Source organism: Janthinobacterium sp. 35 (genome assembly GCF_002754575.1).
Classification (GTDB): Bacteria; Pseudomonadota; Gammaproteobacteria; order Burkholderiales; family Burkholderiaceae_D; genus Janthinobacterium; species Janthinobacterium tructae.
The window spans coordinates 4,661,736-4,673,666 of sequence record NZ_PEFN01000001.1; the positions used below are offsets into that span (position 1 = coordinate 4,661,736).

An 11,931-nucleotide genomic window follows, 5' to 3' on the forward strand; every position below is an offset into this window, starting at 1 on the left:
GGTGGCTCAGGCGAGGGTGGCGGCCAGCATGTGGCGCAAATTGCAGTCGCGCTGCCAGTCGCGCCGCTCCTGCGTGCTGCCGGCCAGCGCCGCCAGTTCCTCGGCGCTGAGCGCCTGCTGCGCCTGCACCATGCGGTGCGCCAGGCCGCCGTCGGGCAGCACCGTGCCGAAGAAGGCGACATGGTCCTCGCGCTGGATCAGCAGGGTGGGGAAGTTGTCGATGTCGAGGTCGCCCACCACGTCGGCCTGGTCTTCGATGTCGATCCAGACGAAGACGGTATCCGGATGGCGCGCGGCCAGTTCCTCGAACGTGGCGCGGTAGCTGCCGCAGGTGCCGCACCACAGTGCGCACAGGCAAGCCACGGTCCAGCGTGGGCCGGCCAGGGCTGCCGCGACGTCGGCGCGGTTATCGGTCGTGAGGGTCAGGCTGTGCATGCTCGTATCTATTAGTGGACGGATGGGCGCGGGGCGCCCGATGCGCGTATTCTACCGCGCCCGGCCCCCTCGGTCCTGAGAATGCATGTGCTTGTTTAGCGGTGTTTTTTGATGCAATCGCCCTTTCTGGTGGATAATGCTGATAATTGCGCGCTGATTACGCTGGTCCATGCTGTTTCCTGGCCCCGCAGCCTGACCCCTCCAGTCTGTTTTCATGCCCTGCCCGGTGTCAGCGCTCCCGCCTTTATTTATTTTTATTATGGAATTAGCCAGCTTATGTTGAGTTACCGCCACGCCTTTCACGCGGGTAATCACGCCGATGTGTTGAAGCATTATGTGCAGATTCAGTTGTTGCAATATCTGAATCAAAAAGATACCGCCTATAGTTATATCGATACCCACTCCGGCGCGGGTGTGTATGCGCTCGACGGCGGTTATGCCGCGAAAAACGCGGAATACGAAACGGGCATCGCGCCCCTGTGGGACCGCACGGACTTGCCAGCCTCGCTGGCCGAGTACATGAAGCTGATCAAGGAAATGAATCCGAGCGGCAAGATGCGCTACTACCCGGGTTCGCCGTACTGCGCCGACAAGGTCAGCCGCGAACAAGACCGGTTGCGCCTGTTCGAGCTGCATCCTGCCGATGCAAAAATTCTGGCCGACAACTTCCGCAAGGTCGAGGCGCATGCGCTGGCCCAGGGCGAGCGTCCGACCGTGCGCGGCAAGCGCGTGCTCATCACCAAGGCCGACGGCTTCCAGAGCCTGAAAGCGCTGCTGCCGCCGCCATCGCGCCGCGCGCTGGTGCTGATCGACCCGCCATATGAAGACAAAATGGATTACCGCAAGGTCAAGGATACCCTGGCCGACGCCCTCGTGCGCTTCCCGTCGGGCATCTACGCCGTCTGGTACCCGGTGCTGCAGCGCATGGAATCGCGCCAGTTCGCCGACAAGCTCAAGCAACTGCCCAGCTCGGACTGGCTGCACGTGACCTTGACGGTCAACACGCCGTCGCCGGACGGCTTCGGCTTGCATAGCAGCGGCATGTTCATCTTGAACCCGCCGTATACGCTGGAGCCGATGTTGCGCGAAGTCATGCCGTACCTGGTCAAGGTATTGGGTCGCGACGATGGCGCCAAGTTCGTATTGGAAACGGGCAAGGGCGGCCAGAAAAACACCGGAACAAGAAGAGTGTAATCGTACTTGTCCTGGTAGGGCTGCAATCAAAAACGCCACGGATAATTGTCCGTGGCGTTTGTCGTTTACTGTCCCAGTAACAGGAACACGGTCGGTTTCTTGTGGAAGTCCGGTGCCTTGCCGGCCGCCAATTGTTTCTTCCACTGCGCGCCATTCCACGTTTGCACGCTTTCCGTGTCCAGGCTCAGGTCGGTGGCGACGCAGATCAGGGTCGACGGCGCGCATTGCGCCACGAGCGCTTCGAGCATGGCGGCGTTGCGGTACGGCGTTTCGATGAATAGCTGGGTCTGCTTTTCCGTGCGTGACCGCACTTCCAGTTCCTTCAGGCGCTTGGCGCGCAGGGCCGCATCGGTGGGCAGGTAGCCGTTGAAGGCAAAGCTCTGGCCATTCAAGCCGCTGGCCATCACGGCCAGCAGGATCGACGACGGGCCCACCAGCGGGCGCACTTTAATGCCGTGCTGATGCGCCAGGCGCACCAGGTCAGCGCCGGGGTCGGCCACGGCGGGCACGCCCGCTTCCGAGACGAGACCCGCATCGCGTCCCGCCAGCAGCGGCGCCAGCAAGCCGGCCAGCGCTTGCGCCGGGGTATTGACGTTGAGTTCGGAAATCGTGATTTCCTGCAGCGGCTTGGCCAGCGGATGCTGGTTGCCGATCAATTTCAGGAAGGCGCGCGCCGTCTTGGCGTTTTCCGCAACGAAATAATCGAGTTGCGAGGTAATTTGGCGCACCTGCTCGGGAATGAGGTGGGCCAGCGGGTCGATTGCGCCTTCGGACAGGCCGAGGTGGTTGGGAATCAGGTACAGGGTGCCGGTCATATTCTTCTTGTCGGTAAATTAAATGGTAAAAAACGTCACGCCAGCCTTGCGCAGCATGCCAGTCAGGGCGATCAGCGGCAAGCCGGTGAGGGCGGTCGGGTCGGTGGTGGCGATGCATTCGAGCAGGGCGATGCCCAGGCCCTCGTTCTTGGCGCTGCCGGCGCAATCATACGGCTGCTCGATGCGCAGGTAGGCGTCCAGCTCGGCATCGGGCAAATCGCGCACGGTGACGCGGGTCTGGATGTCTTCCACCTGCGCCACGGCGGGCGACTGGCGTCCGTCGAGCAGGCACAGGGCCGTATGGAACACGGTCTGGCGCCCGCGCATGGTTTGCAGTTGCAGCAGGGCGTACGCATGGTTGCCCGGCTTGCCGATCTGCGCGCCATCCAGGGTGGCGACCTGGTCGGAGCCGATGACGAGGCTGCCAGGGTAGCGGTCGAGCACGGCCTGCGCCTTGGCCTGGGCCAGGCGCAGGGCCGTGGCGCTGGGGCTTTCACCGGGCAGGGGGCTTTCGTCGAGATCGGGCACGGCCACCTCGAAAGGCAGGCGCAAGCGTTGCAGCAATTCCTTGCGGTAGGTCGAACTCGATGCAAGAATCAAGCGCAATGGGGCGGAAGTTGGTATCATTCGGTAGTGGATGGCGGCCGGCATGGCCGCGCTGGTCGATGTCAGTGGAATGTCACGTGGTTCCAGGGCGCAGAGCCCATAACTGAGGCTCCATGCGGCATGACGGTGTTGATGAAGTTGTCATGTTAATGGCAAAGATTGCGTCAAAAAAGATGCTTAGCCTTTGACTCCGTGCTCAAAACCCTGTTATTATCGCAGGTTTTCCGGGGAAATTTTCTACCAATGAATGCTTTTGTGATCGACGCCTTTGATTTTTGTCGTATCAGCGGGAGCCGCGAGGGTGTAACTCCTGTCGCTGAAATGACCCGGTTGACCAAGGATTGTGCAGATGCTTCCGGCGACATCGCCTGGAAGATCGTCGGCGGCACCAGCAAGCTGGGCTACCCACAACTGACCTTGTCGGTCAACGGCGCCGTTCAGCTGGTTTGCCAGCGCTGCCTGACTCCGTATGCTTACGCAATTGATTCGACGACTACTCTGATGCTGGGCAAGGATGACGAACAGGCCGACGAGATCGAAGAAATCATCAACGATGAATCGATCGACGTGATCGTCGGCAGCCGCAGCATGGATGCCGCGGCCCTGATCGAAGATGAAGCCTTGCTGGCCCTGCCGCAGGTACCCAAACACGACGTCTGCCCCGATACGGCGCAGCTCGATGCTCTCAAGACTGAAAAGCAGTCGCCGTTTGCGGCACTGAAGGATTTGAAGCCAGAATAAAGTAGTAAAAAGGAAGCTTTAAAAAAACCGTAGCGAGCGGGCAGCGCAACAGGTTTTTGATGCTTCCTGTAAAAGACGTGTCAAACGCGTGTTGTAATCGAGTATGGCAAGTGTAGTGAAATGTAATTGTAATAAACGATGTCGGTCCGGGCTATTTTCGGGTAGTCTTTGCCGCTGGGATACTCGATTCGCATGTATTTGCCTATCGATTGTGCTAAAATTTTAGAACTTATGTATTAGGAGTCATCATGGCAGTTCAACAGAACAAGAAAACCCCTTCCAAGCGCGGCATGCACCGTTCGCACGACTTCCTGGTCGCGCCGCAATTGAGCGTCGAGCCAGTTACCGGCGAAACACACCTGCGTCACCATATCAGCCCTAACGGCTTTTATCGTGGCCGTAAAGTGTTGAAGACCAAAAACGACGAGTAATCGACGTTTTTGTTGGGTAAGATGAAAGCGGTGTTGCGTGGTTATTCGGCGTGGCGCCGCTTCTTCTTTTTTATCGGCTGCAATTCATCTTGCGCACCCGTCATTTTGAATCACGCTGTCCAGGTCTGTGCATGACATGCTGCGCCCTGCATATGCTCCAGTCCGATTCACATCTTGCCGCACGCCCGCAGCGGTATTGAATCAACACAAATGACAATCAAAATTTCTATCGACTGCATGGGCGGAGATCATGGTCCCTCAGTCACTATCCCTGCAGCAATTTCCTTCGTAAAACATGAGCCTGAAGCCGAACTGATCCTTGTTGGATTGGAAGACGTGATCCGTGCCGAACTGAAAAAACATAAAGCCGACACGCATCCGCGCCTGTCGGTATTGCATGCCTCCGAACAAGTTACCATGGACGATCCCCTGGAAGTGGCCCTGCGCCGCAAGAAGGATTCCTCCATGCGCGTGGCCATCGAACAGGTCAAGAGCGGCGCGGCGCAAGCCTCCGTTTCCGCCGGTAATACGGCAGCCCTGATGGCCGTGTCGCGCTATGTCTTGAAAACCATGTCCGGCGTCGACCGCCCGGCCATCTGCAGCATCTTGCCGAATCAAAAGAATGGCCCCACCTACATGCTGGATCTGGGCGCCAATGTCGATTGCGAACCGCATCACTTGCACCAGTTCGCCATCATGGGTTCCGTGCTGGTGTCCGCCATGGAAGGCATCGCCCGCCCGACGATCGGCTTGCTGAACGTGGGCACGGAAGATATCAAGGGCAATGAAGTGGTGAAGCTCACTTCGAAGCTGTTGCAGGCCGACCACGAGCGTGGCGCGCTGAACTTCTACGGCAACGTGGAAGGCAACGATATCTTCAAGGGCACCACCGATATCGTCGTCTGCGACGGTTTTGTCGGCAATGTCACCCTGAAAGCCATCGAGGGTTTGGCGCGCCTCATGAAGGACGTGCTGACTACCGAATTCAAGCGCAATCCGATCACCATGCTGGGCGCGCTGATTGCCCGCGGGGCCCTGAAAGCCATCGGTAATCGCCTGAATCCTTCGCGTTACAACGGCGCCAGCCTGCTGGGCTTGCGTGGCCTCGTCTTCAAGAGCCATGGCAGCGCCGATGCCTATTCGTTTGAATGGGCCTTGCGCCGCGCCTTTGATGCGGCAAAAAATGACGTGCAAGCACAGTTGGCCAGCCTGATCGCCGAGCTGATGCCGCGCACGCCAGTACCGGACGAACCTACTTCAACAAGCTCTACCATTTAGTGGACGGGTACTTGCATGACTGTTTTTAGCAAAACTTACAGCAAAATTATCGGCACTGGCAGCTACCTGCCGGAGAGGCGCGTCACCAACCAGGACTTGACCGAGCAGCTCGCCGCCAAGGGCATCGAGACATCGGATGAATGGATCGTCTCGCGCAGCGGCATCTCGGCGCGCCATTACGCGGCACCAACCCAAAACTCCTCGGACCTGGGCGTGGAAGCGGCCAAAAAAGCCCTGGAGATGGCGGGCCTGAGCGGCAACGACCTGGACCTGATCATCGTCGCCAGCTCGACCCCCGATTTCTTCGGCAGCTTCCCCAGCACCGCCTGCATCGTGCAGAGCAAGCTGGGCATCACGAATCACTGCGCCGCCGTCGACGTGCAAGCCGTCTGCAGCGGTTTTGTGTATGCAGTCGCCACGGCCGACAGCTTCATCCAGTCGGGCATGCATAAAAACGTGCTGGTGATCGGTGCCGAAGTGTTTTCGCGCATCCTCAATTTCGACGACCGCGGCACCTGCGTGCTGTTCGGCGACGGCGCCGGCGCCATCGTCATGACGGCCTCCACCGAGCCGGGCATCCTGGCCACCAAGCTGCACGCGGACGGCCGCCACTCGAACATCCTCAGCGTACCGGGCAGCGTGGCTGGCGGCGCGCTGGCCGGTAGCGCCTTCCTGTACATGGATGGTCCGGCCGTGTTCAAGCTGGCCGTCTCCGTGCTGGAAAAGGTCGCGCACGAAGCATTGGCGCACGCCAACATGACGGCGGACCAGATCGACTGGCTGATCCCGCACCAGGCGAACATCCGCATCATGAACAGCACGGCCAAGAAACTTGGCTTGCCGTTGGAAAAGATGGTCGTCACCGTCGACCAGCATGGCAACACCTCGGCCGCTTCGATCCCGCTGGCGCTCGACATCGCCGTGCGCGATGGCAGGGTCAAGAAGGGTGACAACGTCATGATGGAAGGCGTGGGCGGCGGCTTTACCTGGGGCGCCGTGCTCGCAAGAATGTAAACTGGTTAGCACCGGGGTCAGACCCGTTGGGGGAATGCGCTCCAATGGAGCGTATTCCGATCCCGCAGGGACTGACCCCAGCCTTTGCCGTTGGGGGTAAAGGTATAAAGATCACCGAACCTAAGTACCAAAAAATTCAAACGGAGTCACCATGACACAATTTGCATTTGTTTTCCCAGGCCAAGGCTCGCAAGCGATTGCGATGCTCGACGGTTTCGCCGGCAACCGCGTGGTGGCCGATACCGTGGCCGAAGCGTCGGACGCCCTGCAATTTGACCTGGGCAAGCTGATCGCCGAAGGTCCGAAGGAAGAACTGGATCTGACCACCAACACGCAACCGGTGATGCTGACGGCGGCCGTGGCCTTTTACCGCGCCTGGCTGGCAGCGGGCGGCCCCGTGCCGAACGTCGTGGCCGGCCATAGCCTCGGTGAATACTCGGCGCTGGTCGCCGCCGGCGTCATCTCGTTCAAGGATGCCGTGCCGCTCGTGCGCTTCCGCGCGCAAGCGATGCAGGAAGCCGTGCCCGTGGGGCAGGGCACGATGGCTGTCGTGCTGGGCCTGTCGGATGACGACGTGCGCGCCGCCTGTGCGGAAGCGACGGCGGAAAACCCGGCCCTGGTGGTCGAACCCGTCAATTTCAATGCGCCTGCGCAAGTGGTCATCGCCGGCCACACGGCTGCCGTCGAGCGCGCCTGCGAACTGGCCAAGGCCAAGGGCGCCAAGCGCGCCATGAAGTTGCCTGTTTCCGCGCCATTCCACTCGTCGCTGCTGAAGCCTGCCTCGGACCGCTTGCGCGAGTACATGGCCGGCCTGACATTCGCCGCGCCGCAGATCGCCCTGATCAACAACGTCGACGTGGCCATCGTCAACGATGTCACCGGCATCAAGGAGGCGCTGGTGCGCCAGGCAGCGAGCCCCGTGCGCTGGGTGGAAACGATGCAGAAAGTGGCGGCGGACGGCATCACGCAAGTGATCGAATGCGGTCCGGGCAAGGTCCTGATGGGCCTGGCCAAGCGCATCGATCCCGTGCTGGTGGGCGACGCCATCGTCGACCAGGCCTCGCTGGAACGCATTTTGACGCAGCTCAAATAAACATCAGATCGCGGCAGCCTGCCTGCCGCGCTTGCTTTTAAGGATACTCATGAATTTAGCAAATCAAGTCGTGCTGGTCACGGGCGCCTCGCGCGGCATCGGCCGCGCCATCGCCACCGAACTGGGCAAGCAGGGTGCCACCGTCGTTGGCACCGCCACCTCGGAAAGCGGCGCGCAAGCCATCACCGATTACCTGGCCGCCGAAGGCGTGGCGGGCAAGGGCCTGGTGCTGAACGTGACCGATGCGGCGCGCTGCGCGGCCGTCGTCGATGAAGTGCAGAAAACCTACGGCAGCCTGTCGATCCTGGTCAACAATGCGGGCATCACGCAAGACCAGCTGGCCATGCGCATGAAGGATGACGAGTGGGATAGCGTCATTTCCACCAACCTGTCGGCCGTCGGCCGCCTGTCGCGCGCCGTACTGCGTGGCATGATGAAAGCCAAGGCTGGGCGTATCATTAATATTACGTCGGTGGTGGCTTCGTCGGGTAATCCGGGACAAATGAATTACGCGGCGGCCAAGGCCGGCGTGGAAGGCATGAGCCGCGCCCTGGCGCGCGAAATCGGCAGCCGCAACATTACCGTGAACTGCATCGCCCCCGGCTTCATCGATACCGACATGACCAAGGCCCTGAGCGAAGAGCAGCACGCGGCCCTGTTGACGCAAATTCCCCTGTCCCGCCTGGGCAAACCGGAAGACGTGGCAGCGGCGGTGGCCTTTCTGGCCTCGCCACAAGCGGCGTATATCACGGGCACGACCCTGCACGTGAACGGCGGAATGTACATGAATTGATGTGAAAGCTAGACAGGGCGGGCGTTTGTGGCATGATTCAACGGTCGTTTTTGTCTATAATCGCATCTTTTAGCAGCAGCTTCGGTCGAATTAGCAGCAGACACCGAAATTAGTATTCGGACGCGCAAACCTGATAAAATGCGCGCACTTTCCGTAACACACACTTTGGAGCCATAACATGTCGGATATCGAACAACGCGTTAAGAAAATCGTCGCTGAGCAACTGGGCGTTGCAGAAGCAGACATCAAAATCGAATCCTCCTTCGTCGACGATCTCGGCGCCGATTCCCTGGACACCGTGGAACTGGTCATGGCCCTGGAAGACGAATTCGAAATGGAAATCCCTGACGAACAAGCTGAAAAAATCACCACCGTGCAACAGGCGATCGACTACGCCACCGCACACGTCAAGGCCTAAGCCTGTTTGACCGACTTCAGGAGAATCGCTTGAGCCGTTCTAAAAACCGTCGTGTTGTTGTAACCGGCCTGGGCTGTGTTTCACCTGTCGGCAATACTATTGCCGAGGCGTGGAGCGCAATTACCGAAGGTAAATCCGGCATTGCCACGATTACCAAGTTTGATGCATTGCCCTTCACCACGCATTTTGCCGGTGAAGTCAAAGGTTTCAATATCGAAGAGTACATCTCCGGTAAGGAAGCCCGCCACATGGATACCTTTATCCATTACGGCATGGCTGCAGGCATCCAGGCGATGCAGGACTCCGGTCTGGAAGTGACCGAGGAAAACGCCGAGCGCATCGGCGTGATCATCGGTTCCGGTATCGGTGGCTTGCCGCTGATCGAGGAAACCAAATCCGAGTACGAAAAGCGCGGTCCGCGCCGTATCTCGCCATTTTTCGTGCCTGCCTCGATCATTAACATGATTTCTGGCAATCTTTCGATCAAATATGGTCTGAAGGGCCCGAACCTGGCGATCGTGACGGCGTGTACCACCGGTTTGCACAGCATTGGCGCTGCCGCGCGCATGATCGAGTACGGCGATGCCGACGTCATGATTGCCGGTGGTGCTGAATCGACCGTGTCGCCGCTGGGCCTGGGCGGTTTCGCCTCGGCACGTGCCTTGTCGACCCGCAACGACGATCCGGCAACGGCATCGCGTCCGTGGGATACCGACCGCGACGGCTTCGTGCTGGGCGAGGGTGCTGGTGTCATGGTGCTGGAAGAGTACGAGCACGCGGTGGCCCGTGGTGCCAAGATCTATGCCGAAGTGCATGGTTTCGGGATGAGCGCAGATGCTTATCACATGACCTCGCCGCTGGAAGATGGTAGCGGCGGCAGCAAATCGGTGATCGCGGCCCTCAACAACGCAGGCTTGAACCCGGATCAGATTCAGTACCTGAACGCGCACGGCACGTCGACCCCGCAAGGCGACGTGGCGGAAGTGATGGGTATCAAACGCACCTTCGGCGAGCATGCCAAGCATATGGTCGTCAACTCGACGAAGTCGATGACGGGCCATTTGCTGGGCGGCGCGGGCGGTCTGGAAGCGGTGTTTACGGTCCTGGCATTGCACCATCAGGTGTCGCCACCGACCATCAACATCTTCAACCAGGATCCCGCTTGCGATCTCGATTTCTGTGCCAACACGGCGCGGGACATGAAGATCGATTATGCAGTGAAGAATTCGTTCGGCTTCGGCGGAACGAATGGCACGCTGATTTTCGGTAAAGCGAAATAAGCAGGAACTTTCAAGCGCTCACTACGGTCAAATCGTAGTGAGCGCTGATTCGGTCCCAACGTTCGTTGGTGCCTGAATTTGCCCGGCATGGTGCCGGCGCGCCTGATGTTTTTCCCTTTGAGTTGGCAATATGTCGATCGCTGTAGCGGCTGTCATTCGCACGCCTGTCTGTTTGCGCCTGCTGCAAGCGCTACTGGGGCTGTGCGCGCTGCTGGCCGCCTGGCCCTTGAGCGGCGCGTGGCACGTTGCGGCCCTGTCTGGCTCTGGCCTCGGCCCCGCCCAGCTGGTGGGCGGCTATGCGCTGGGCTGGCCCGGTGCGCTATCGAGTGCTGCTGGCGGCGTGTTTTTGCTGGCTTTGCTGCGCCAGCGCAGAAAGCCGCAGGTGCTTGATATTTCGCCGGTCGGCCAGTTGCGGCTGGCGTTATATCTGGAGCATGGCGCGGCGCCGTCCGGCGCGGGGCCGTTGGTGCCGCCAGTGCTGCGCCTGTTGCCGGGTTCGACTCTGTGGCCCTCGCTGCTGGTGCTGTGCCTGGCCAATGCCGCAGGGCGGCGCACGCAAGTGCTGGCGCAACGTGGCAGCGCTTGCACCGCCTTCCGCCCGCTGGCCGTGGCGTGCCGGGCCATCGCGGCGCGCAGTGGGGAAGAATAAAAATGGGGCGAACACTGAACTTCTTGCAGCGGGCCAACTCTATATCCATACAGGCGCCCACGCTGCATGCGAACAGGGGCATCGGGCGTGAGGACAGAGCGCGAGTATGATCAGTTACTGGTCGAGCGGGTGCAGGCTGGCGACAAACGGGCATTCGATGTGCTGGTATCGAAATATCAGCGCCGCTTGATGCGCCTGGTATCGCGACTTGTGCATGACCCGGCGGAGGCCGAAGATGTGGTGCAGGAAACCTTTATCAAGGCATACCGGGCGCTGCGCCATTTTCGCGGCGATGCCGCCTTCTATACCTGGTTGTATCGCATCGGCATCAATACGGCCAAGAATTATCTCGTCACGCAGGGGCGGCGCGCCGCCACGTCCAGCGATGCCGACGCCGAGCAGGCGGAGTCCTTCGATGATGGCAATAAATTGCGTGACAACAATACACCCGAATCGGTGCTGGCCAGCAAGCAGATTGCCGCCACCGTCAACGCGGCCATGGAGGTGCTGCCCATCGAGCTGCGCACGGCCATCGTGCTGCGCGAGATCGAGGGCCTCAGCTATGAAGAGATCTCGGAGATCATGGCGTGCCCCATCGGCACCGTGCGCAGCCGCATTTTTCGCGCGCGCGAAGTGATCGCAGAGAAATTGAAACCGTTGTTGGATATGCCGATTGACAAGCGCTGGTAATCTGCGGAGTATGAGCTTGGCATGGCTGCGTCCGGTTTCCGCAACTATCCTCTTGAAATGGCAGGACCCATCATGGATACGCATACACGATTGCACGAGACGATTTCCGCCCTGGCCGATGGCGAGCTGGCTGCGAGCGAACTCGAACTGGCTTTTGCCGCCCTCGACACGGATGAGGGGCGGCAAGCCTGGGATGCCTATCGCCTGATCGGCGACGTGCTGCGCTCGGAGCAGTGCGGCCATGCCCTGAGTGCCCAATTCGACGCGCGCCTGGCCAGCCGGCTGGCCGCCGAGGCGGCGCCTGACGAGCCGCTTATCCGCGCGGAGCCCCTGCTGCCCATCGTGCCGCCGGGCGCTGCCGAGCCGCTGGAGGCGGGGCCGCTGGCGCAACGCTAGCGCGGCATCTGCGACATCTTATGCCCGGCGGGTCTTGACCCTTCACCTGTTCCTGGCCCTCTTGACACTGGACTTCGCTACGATTGACACTGTGTGCA

General features: G+C 60.2%; 15 protein-coding genes. 12 read left to right on the forward strand and 3 right to left on the reverse strand.

Annotated features, from left to right (window positions below):
* Positions 1 to 6 precede the first annotated feature (6 nt).
* Entirely contained in the window at positions 7 to 435 is a 429-nt protein-coding gene (locus CLU93_RS20790) for a thioredoxin family protein (RefSeq protein WP_099763126.1), read from the reverse strand.
* 276 nt (positions 436 to 711) lie between these two features.
* Between CLU93_RS20790 and CLU93_RS20795 the strand changes: the two genes are divergently transcribed.
* Positions 712 to 1,629, forward strand: a complete 918-nt coding sequence (locus tag CLU93_RS20795) for a 23S rRNA (adenine(2030)-N(6))-methyltransferase RlmJ (protein ID WP_071076471.1) — start codon at positions 712 to 714, stop codon at positions 1,627 to 1,629.
* 65 nt (positions 1,630 to 1,694) lie between these two features.
* On the opposite strand, the gene CLU93_RS20800 is transcribed toward CLU93_RS20795, so the two are convergent.
* Complete coding sequence (locus CLU93_RS20800; RefSeq protein ID WP_099763127.1) at positions 1,695 to 2,444, reverse strand: SAM-dependent methyltransferase; 750 nt, start codon at positions 2,442 to 2,444, stop codon at positions 1,695 to 1,697.
* 18 nt (positions 2,445 to 2,462) lie between these two features.
* Entirely contained in the window at positions 2,463 to 3,071 is a 609-nt protein-coding gene (locus CLU93_RS20805) for a Maf-like protein (protein ID WP_099763128.1), read from the reverse strand.
* Positions 3,072 to 3,293: 222 nt separating this feature from the next.
* On the opposite strand from CLU93_RS20805, the gene CLU93_RS20810 reads away from it, so the two are divergent.
* The 11 genes from CLU93_RS20810 to CLU93_RS20860 all read left to right on the forward strand — a co-directional run bounded on the left by CLU93_RS20810 (position 3,294) and on the right by CLU93_RS20860 (position 11,833).
* Positions 3,294 to 3,791 (forward strand): YceD family protein, encoded by a 498-nt coding sequence (locus CLU93_RS20810; RefSeq protein WP_099763129.1) that lies wholly within the window; start codon positions 3,294 to 3,296, stop codon positions 3,789 to 3,791.
* 248 nt (positions 3,792 to 4,039) lie between these two features.
* Positions 4,040 to 4,222, forward strand: coding sequence for a 50S ribosomal protein L32 (gene rpmF / locus CLU93_RS20815; protein WP_010399517.1), 183 nt, complete (start codon positions 4,040 to 4,042; stop codon positions 4,220 to 4,222).
* 210 nt (positions 4,223 to 4,432) lie between these two features.
* Positions 4,433 to 5,500, forward strand: a complete 1,068-nt coding sequence (plsX, locus tag CLU93_RS20820) for a phosphate acyltransferase PlsX (protein WP_099763130.1) — start codon at positions 4,433 to 4,435, stop codon at positions 5,498 to 5,500.
* A gap of 15 nt (positions 5,501 to 5,515) precedes the next feature.
* Positions 5,516 to 6,514, forward strand: coding sequence for a beta-ketoacyl-ACP synthase III (locus CLU93_RS20825; protein WP_099763131.1), 999 nt, complete (start codon positions 5,516 to 5,518; stop codon positions 6,512 to 6,514).
* A gap of 151 nt (positions 6,515 to 6,665) precedes the next feature.
* Positions 6,666 to 7,607: an ACP S-malonyltransferase gene (gene fabD, locus CLU93_RS20830; protein ID WP_099763132.1), complete on the forward strand. Its 942-nt coding sequence runs from the start codon at positions 6,666 to 6,668 to the stop codon at positions 7,605 to 7,607.
* 49 nt (positions 7,608 to 7,656) lie between these two features.
* On the forward strand, positions 7,657 to 8,400 hold the full coding sequence (gene fabG, locus CLU93_RS20835) for a 3-oxoacyl-ACP reductase FabG (RefSeq protein ID WP_099763133.1): 744 nt from the start codon (positions 7,657 to 7,659) through the stop codon (positions 8,398 to 8,400).
* 178 nt (positions 8,401 to 8,578) lie between these two features.
* Entirely contained in the window at positions 8,579 to 8,818 is a 240-nt protein-coding gene (gene acpP / locus CLU93_RS20840) for an acyl carrier protein (RefSeq protein WP_008449912.1), read from the forward strand.
* Positions 8,819 to 8,847: 29 nt separating this feature from the next.
* Positions 8,848 to 10,098 (forward strand): beta-ketoacyl-ACP synthase II, encoded by a 1,251-nt coding sequence (fabF, locus tag CLU93_RS20845; RefSeq protein ID WP_099763134.1) that lies wholly within the window; start codon positions 8,848 to 8,850, stop codon positions 10,096 to 10,098.
* Between the two features lie 130 nt (positions 10,099 to 10,228).
* Positions 10,229 to 10,747 carry a hypothetical protein gene (locus CLU93_RS20850; RefSeq protein WP_099763135.1) on the forward strand — a complete coding sequence of 173 codons (519 nt, stop codon included), beginning with the start codon at positions 10,229 to 10,231 and terminating at the stop codon, positions 10,745 to 10,747.
* Between the two features lie 66 nt (positions 10,748 to 10,813).
* Positions 10,814 to 11,437, forward strand: coding sequence for an RNA polymerase sigma factor RpoE (gene rpoE, locus CLU93_RS20855; RefSeq protein ID WP_071076481.1), 624 nt, complete (start codon positions 10,814 to 10,816; stop codon positions 11,435 to 11,437).
* 72 nt (positions 11,438 to 11,509) lie between these two features.
* The gene (locus CLU93_RS20860; RefSeq protein WP_257225036.1) at positions 11,510 to 11,833 is read left to right on the forward strand and encodes a sigma-E factor negative regulatory protein; all 324 of its coding nucleotides are present in this window, start codon (positions 11,510 to 11,512) and stop codon (positions 11,831 to 11,833) included.
* Positions 11,834 to 11,931 lie beyond the last annotated feature (98 nt).

Coding starts and splice junctions, on each gene's coding strand:
- CLU93_RS20790 (WP_099763126.1), bottom strand. CDS start 435: ATGCACAGCCTGACCCTCACGACCGATAACCGCGCCGACGTCGCGGCA.
- CLU93_RS20795 (WP_071076471.1), top strand. CDS start 712: ATGTTGAGTTACCGCCACGCCTTTCACGCGGGTAATCACGCCGATGTG.
- CLU93_RS20800 (WP_099763127.1), bottom strand. CDS start 2,444: ATGACCGGCACCCTGTACCTGATTCCCAACCACCTCGGCCTGTCCGAA.
- CLU93_RS20805 (WP_099763128.1), bottom strand. CDS start 3,071: ATGATACCAACTTCCGCCCCATTGCGCTTGATTCTTGCATCGAGTTCG.
- CLU93_RS20810 (WP_099763129.1), top strand. CDS start 3,294: ATGAATGCTTTTGTGATCGACGCCTTTGATTTTTGTCGTATCAGCGGG.
- rpmF (WP_010399517.1), top strand. CDS start 4,040: ATGGCAGTTCAACAGAACAAGAAAACCCCTTCCAAGCGCGGCATGCAC.
- plsX (WP_099763130.1), top strand. CDS start 4,433: ATGACAATCAAAATTTCTATCGACTGCATGGGCGGAGATCATGGTCCC.
- CLU93_RS20825 (WP_099763131.1), top strand. CDS start 5,516: ATGACTGTTTTTAGCAAAACTTACAGCAAAATTATCGGCACTGGCAGC.
- fabD (WP_099763132.1), top strand. CDS start 6,666: ATGACACAATTTGCATTTGTTTTCCCAGGCCAAGGCTCGCAAGCGATT.
- fabG (WP_099763133.1), top strand. CDS start 7,657: ATGAATTTAGCAAATCAAGTCGTGCTGGTCACGGGCGCCTCGCGCGGC.
- acpP (WP_008449912.1), top strand. CDS start 8,579: ATGTCGGATATCGAACAACGCGTTAAGAAAATCGTCGCTGAGCAACTG.
- CLU93_RS20850 (WP_099763135.1), top strand. CDS start 10,229: ATGTCGATCGCTGTAGCGGCTGTCATTCGCACGCCTGTCTGTTTGCGC.
- rpoE (WP_071076481.1), top strand. CDS start 10,814: ATGCGAACAGGGGCATCGGGCGTGAGGACAGAGCGCGAGTATGATCAG.
- CLU93_RS20860 (WP_257225036.1), top strand. CDS start 11,510: ATGGATACGCATACACGATTGCACGAGACGATTTCCGCCCTGGCCGAT.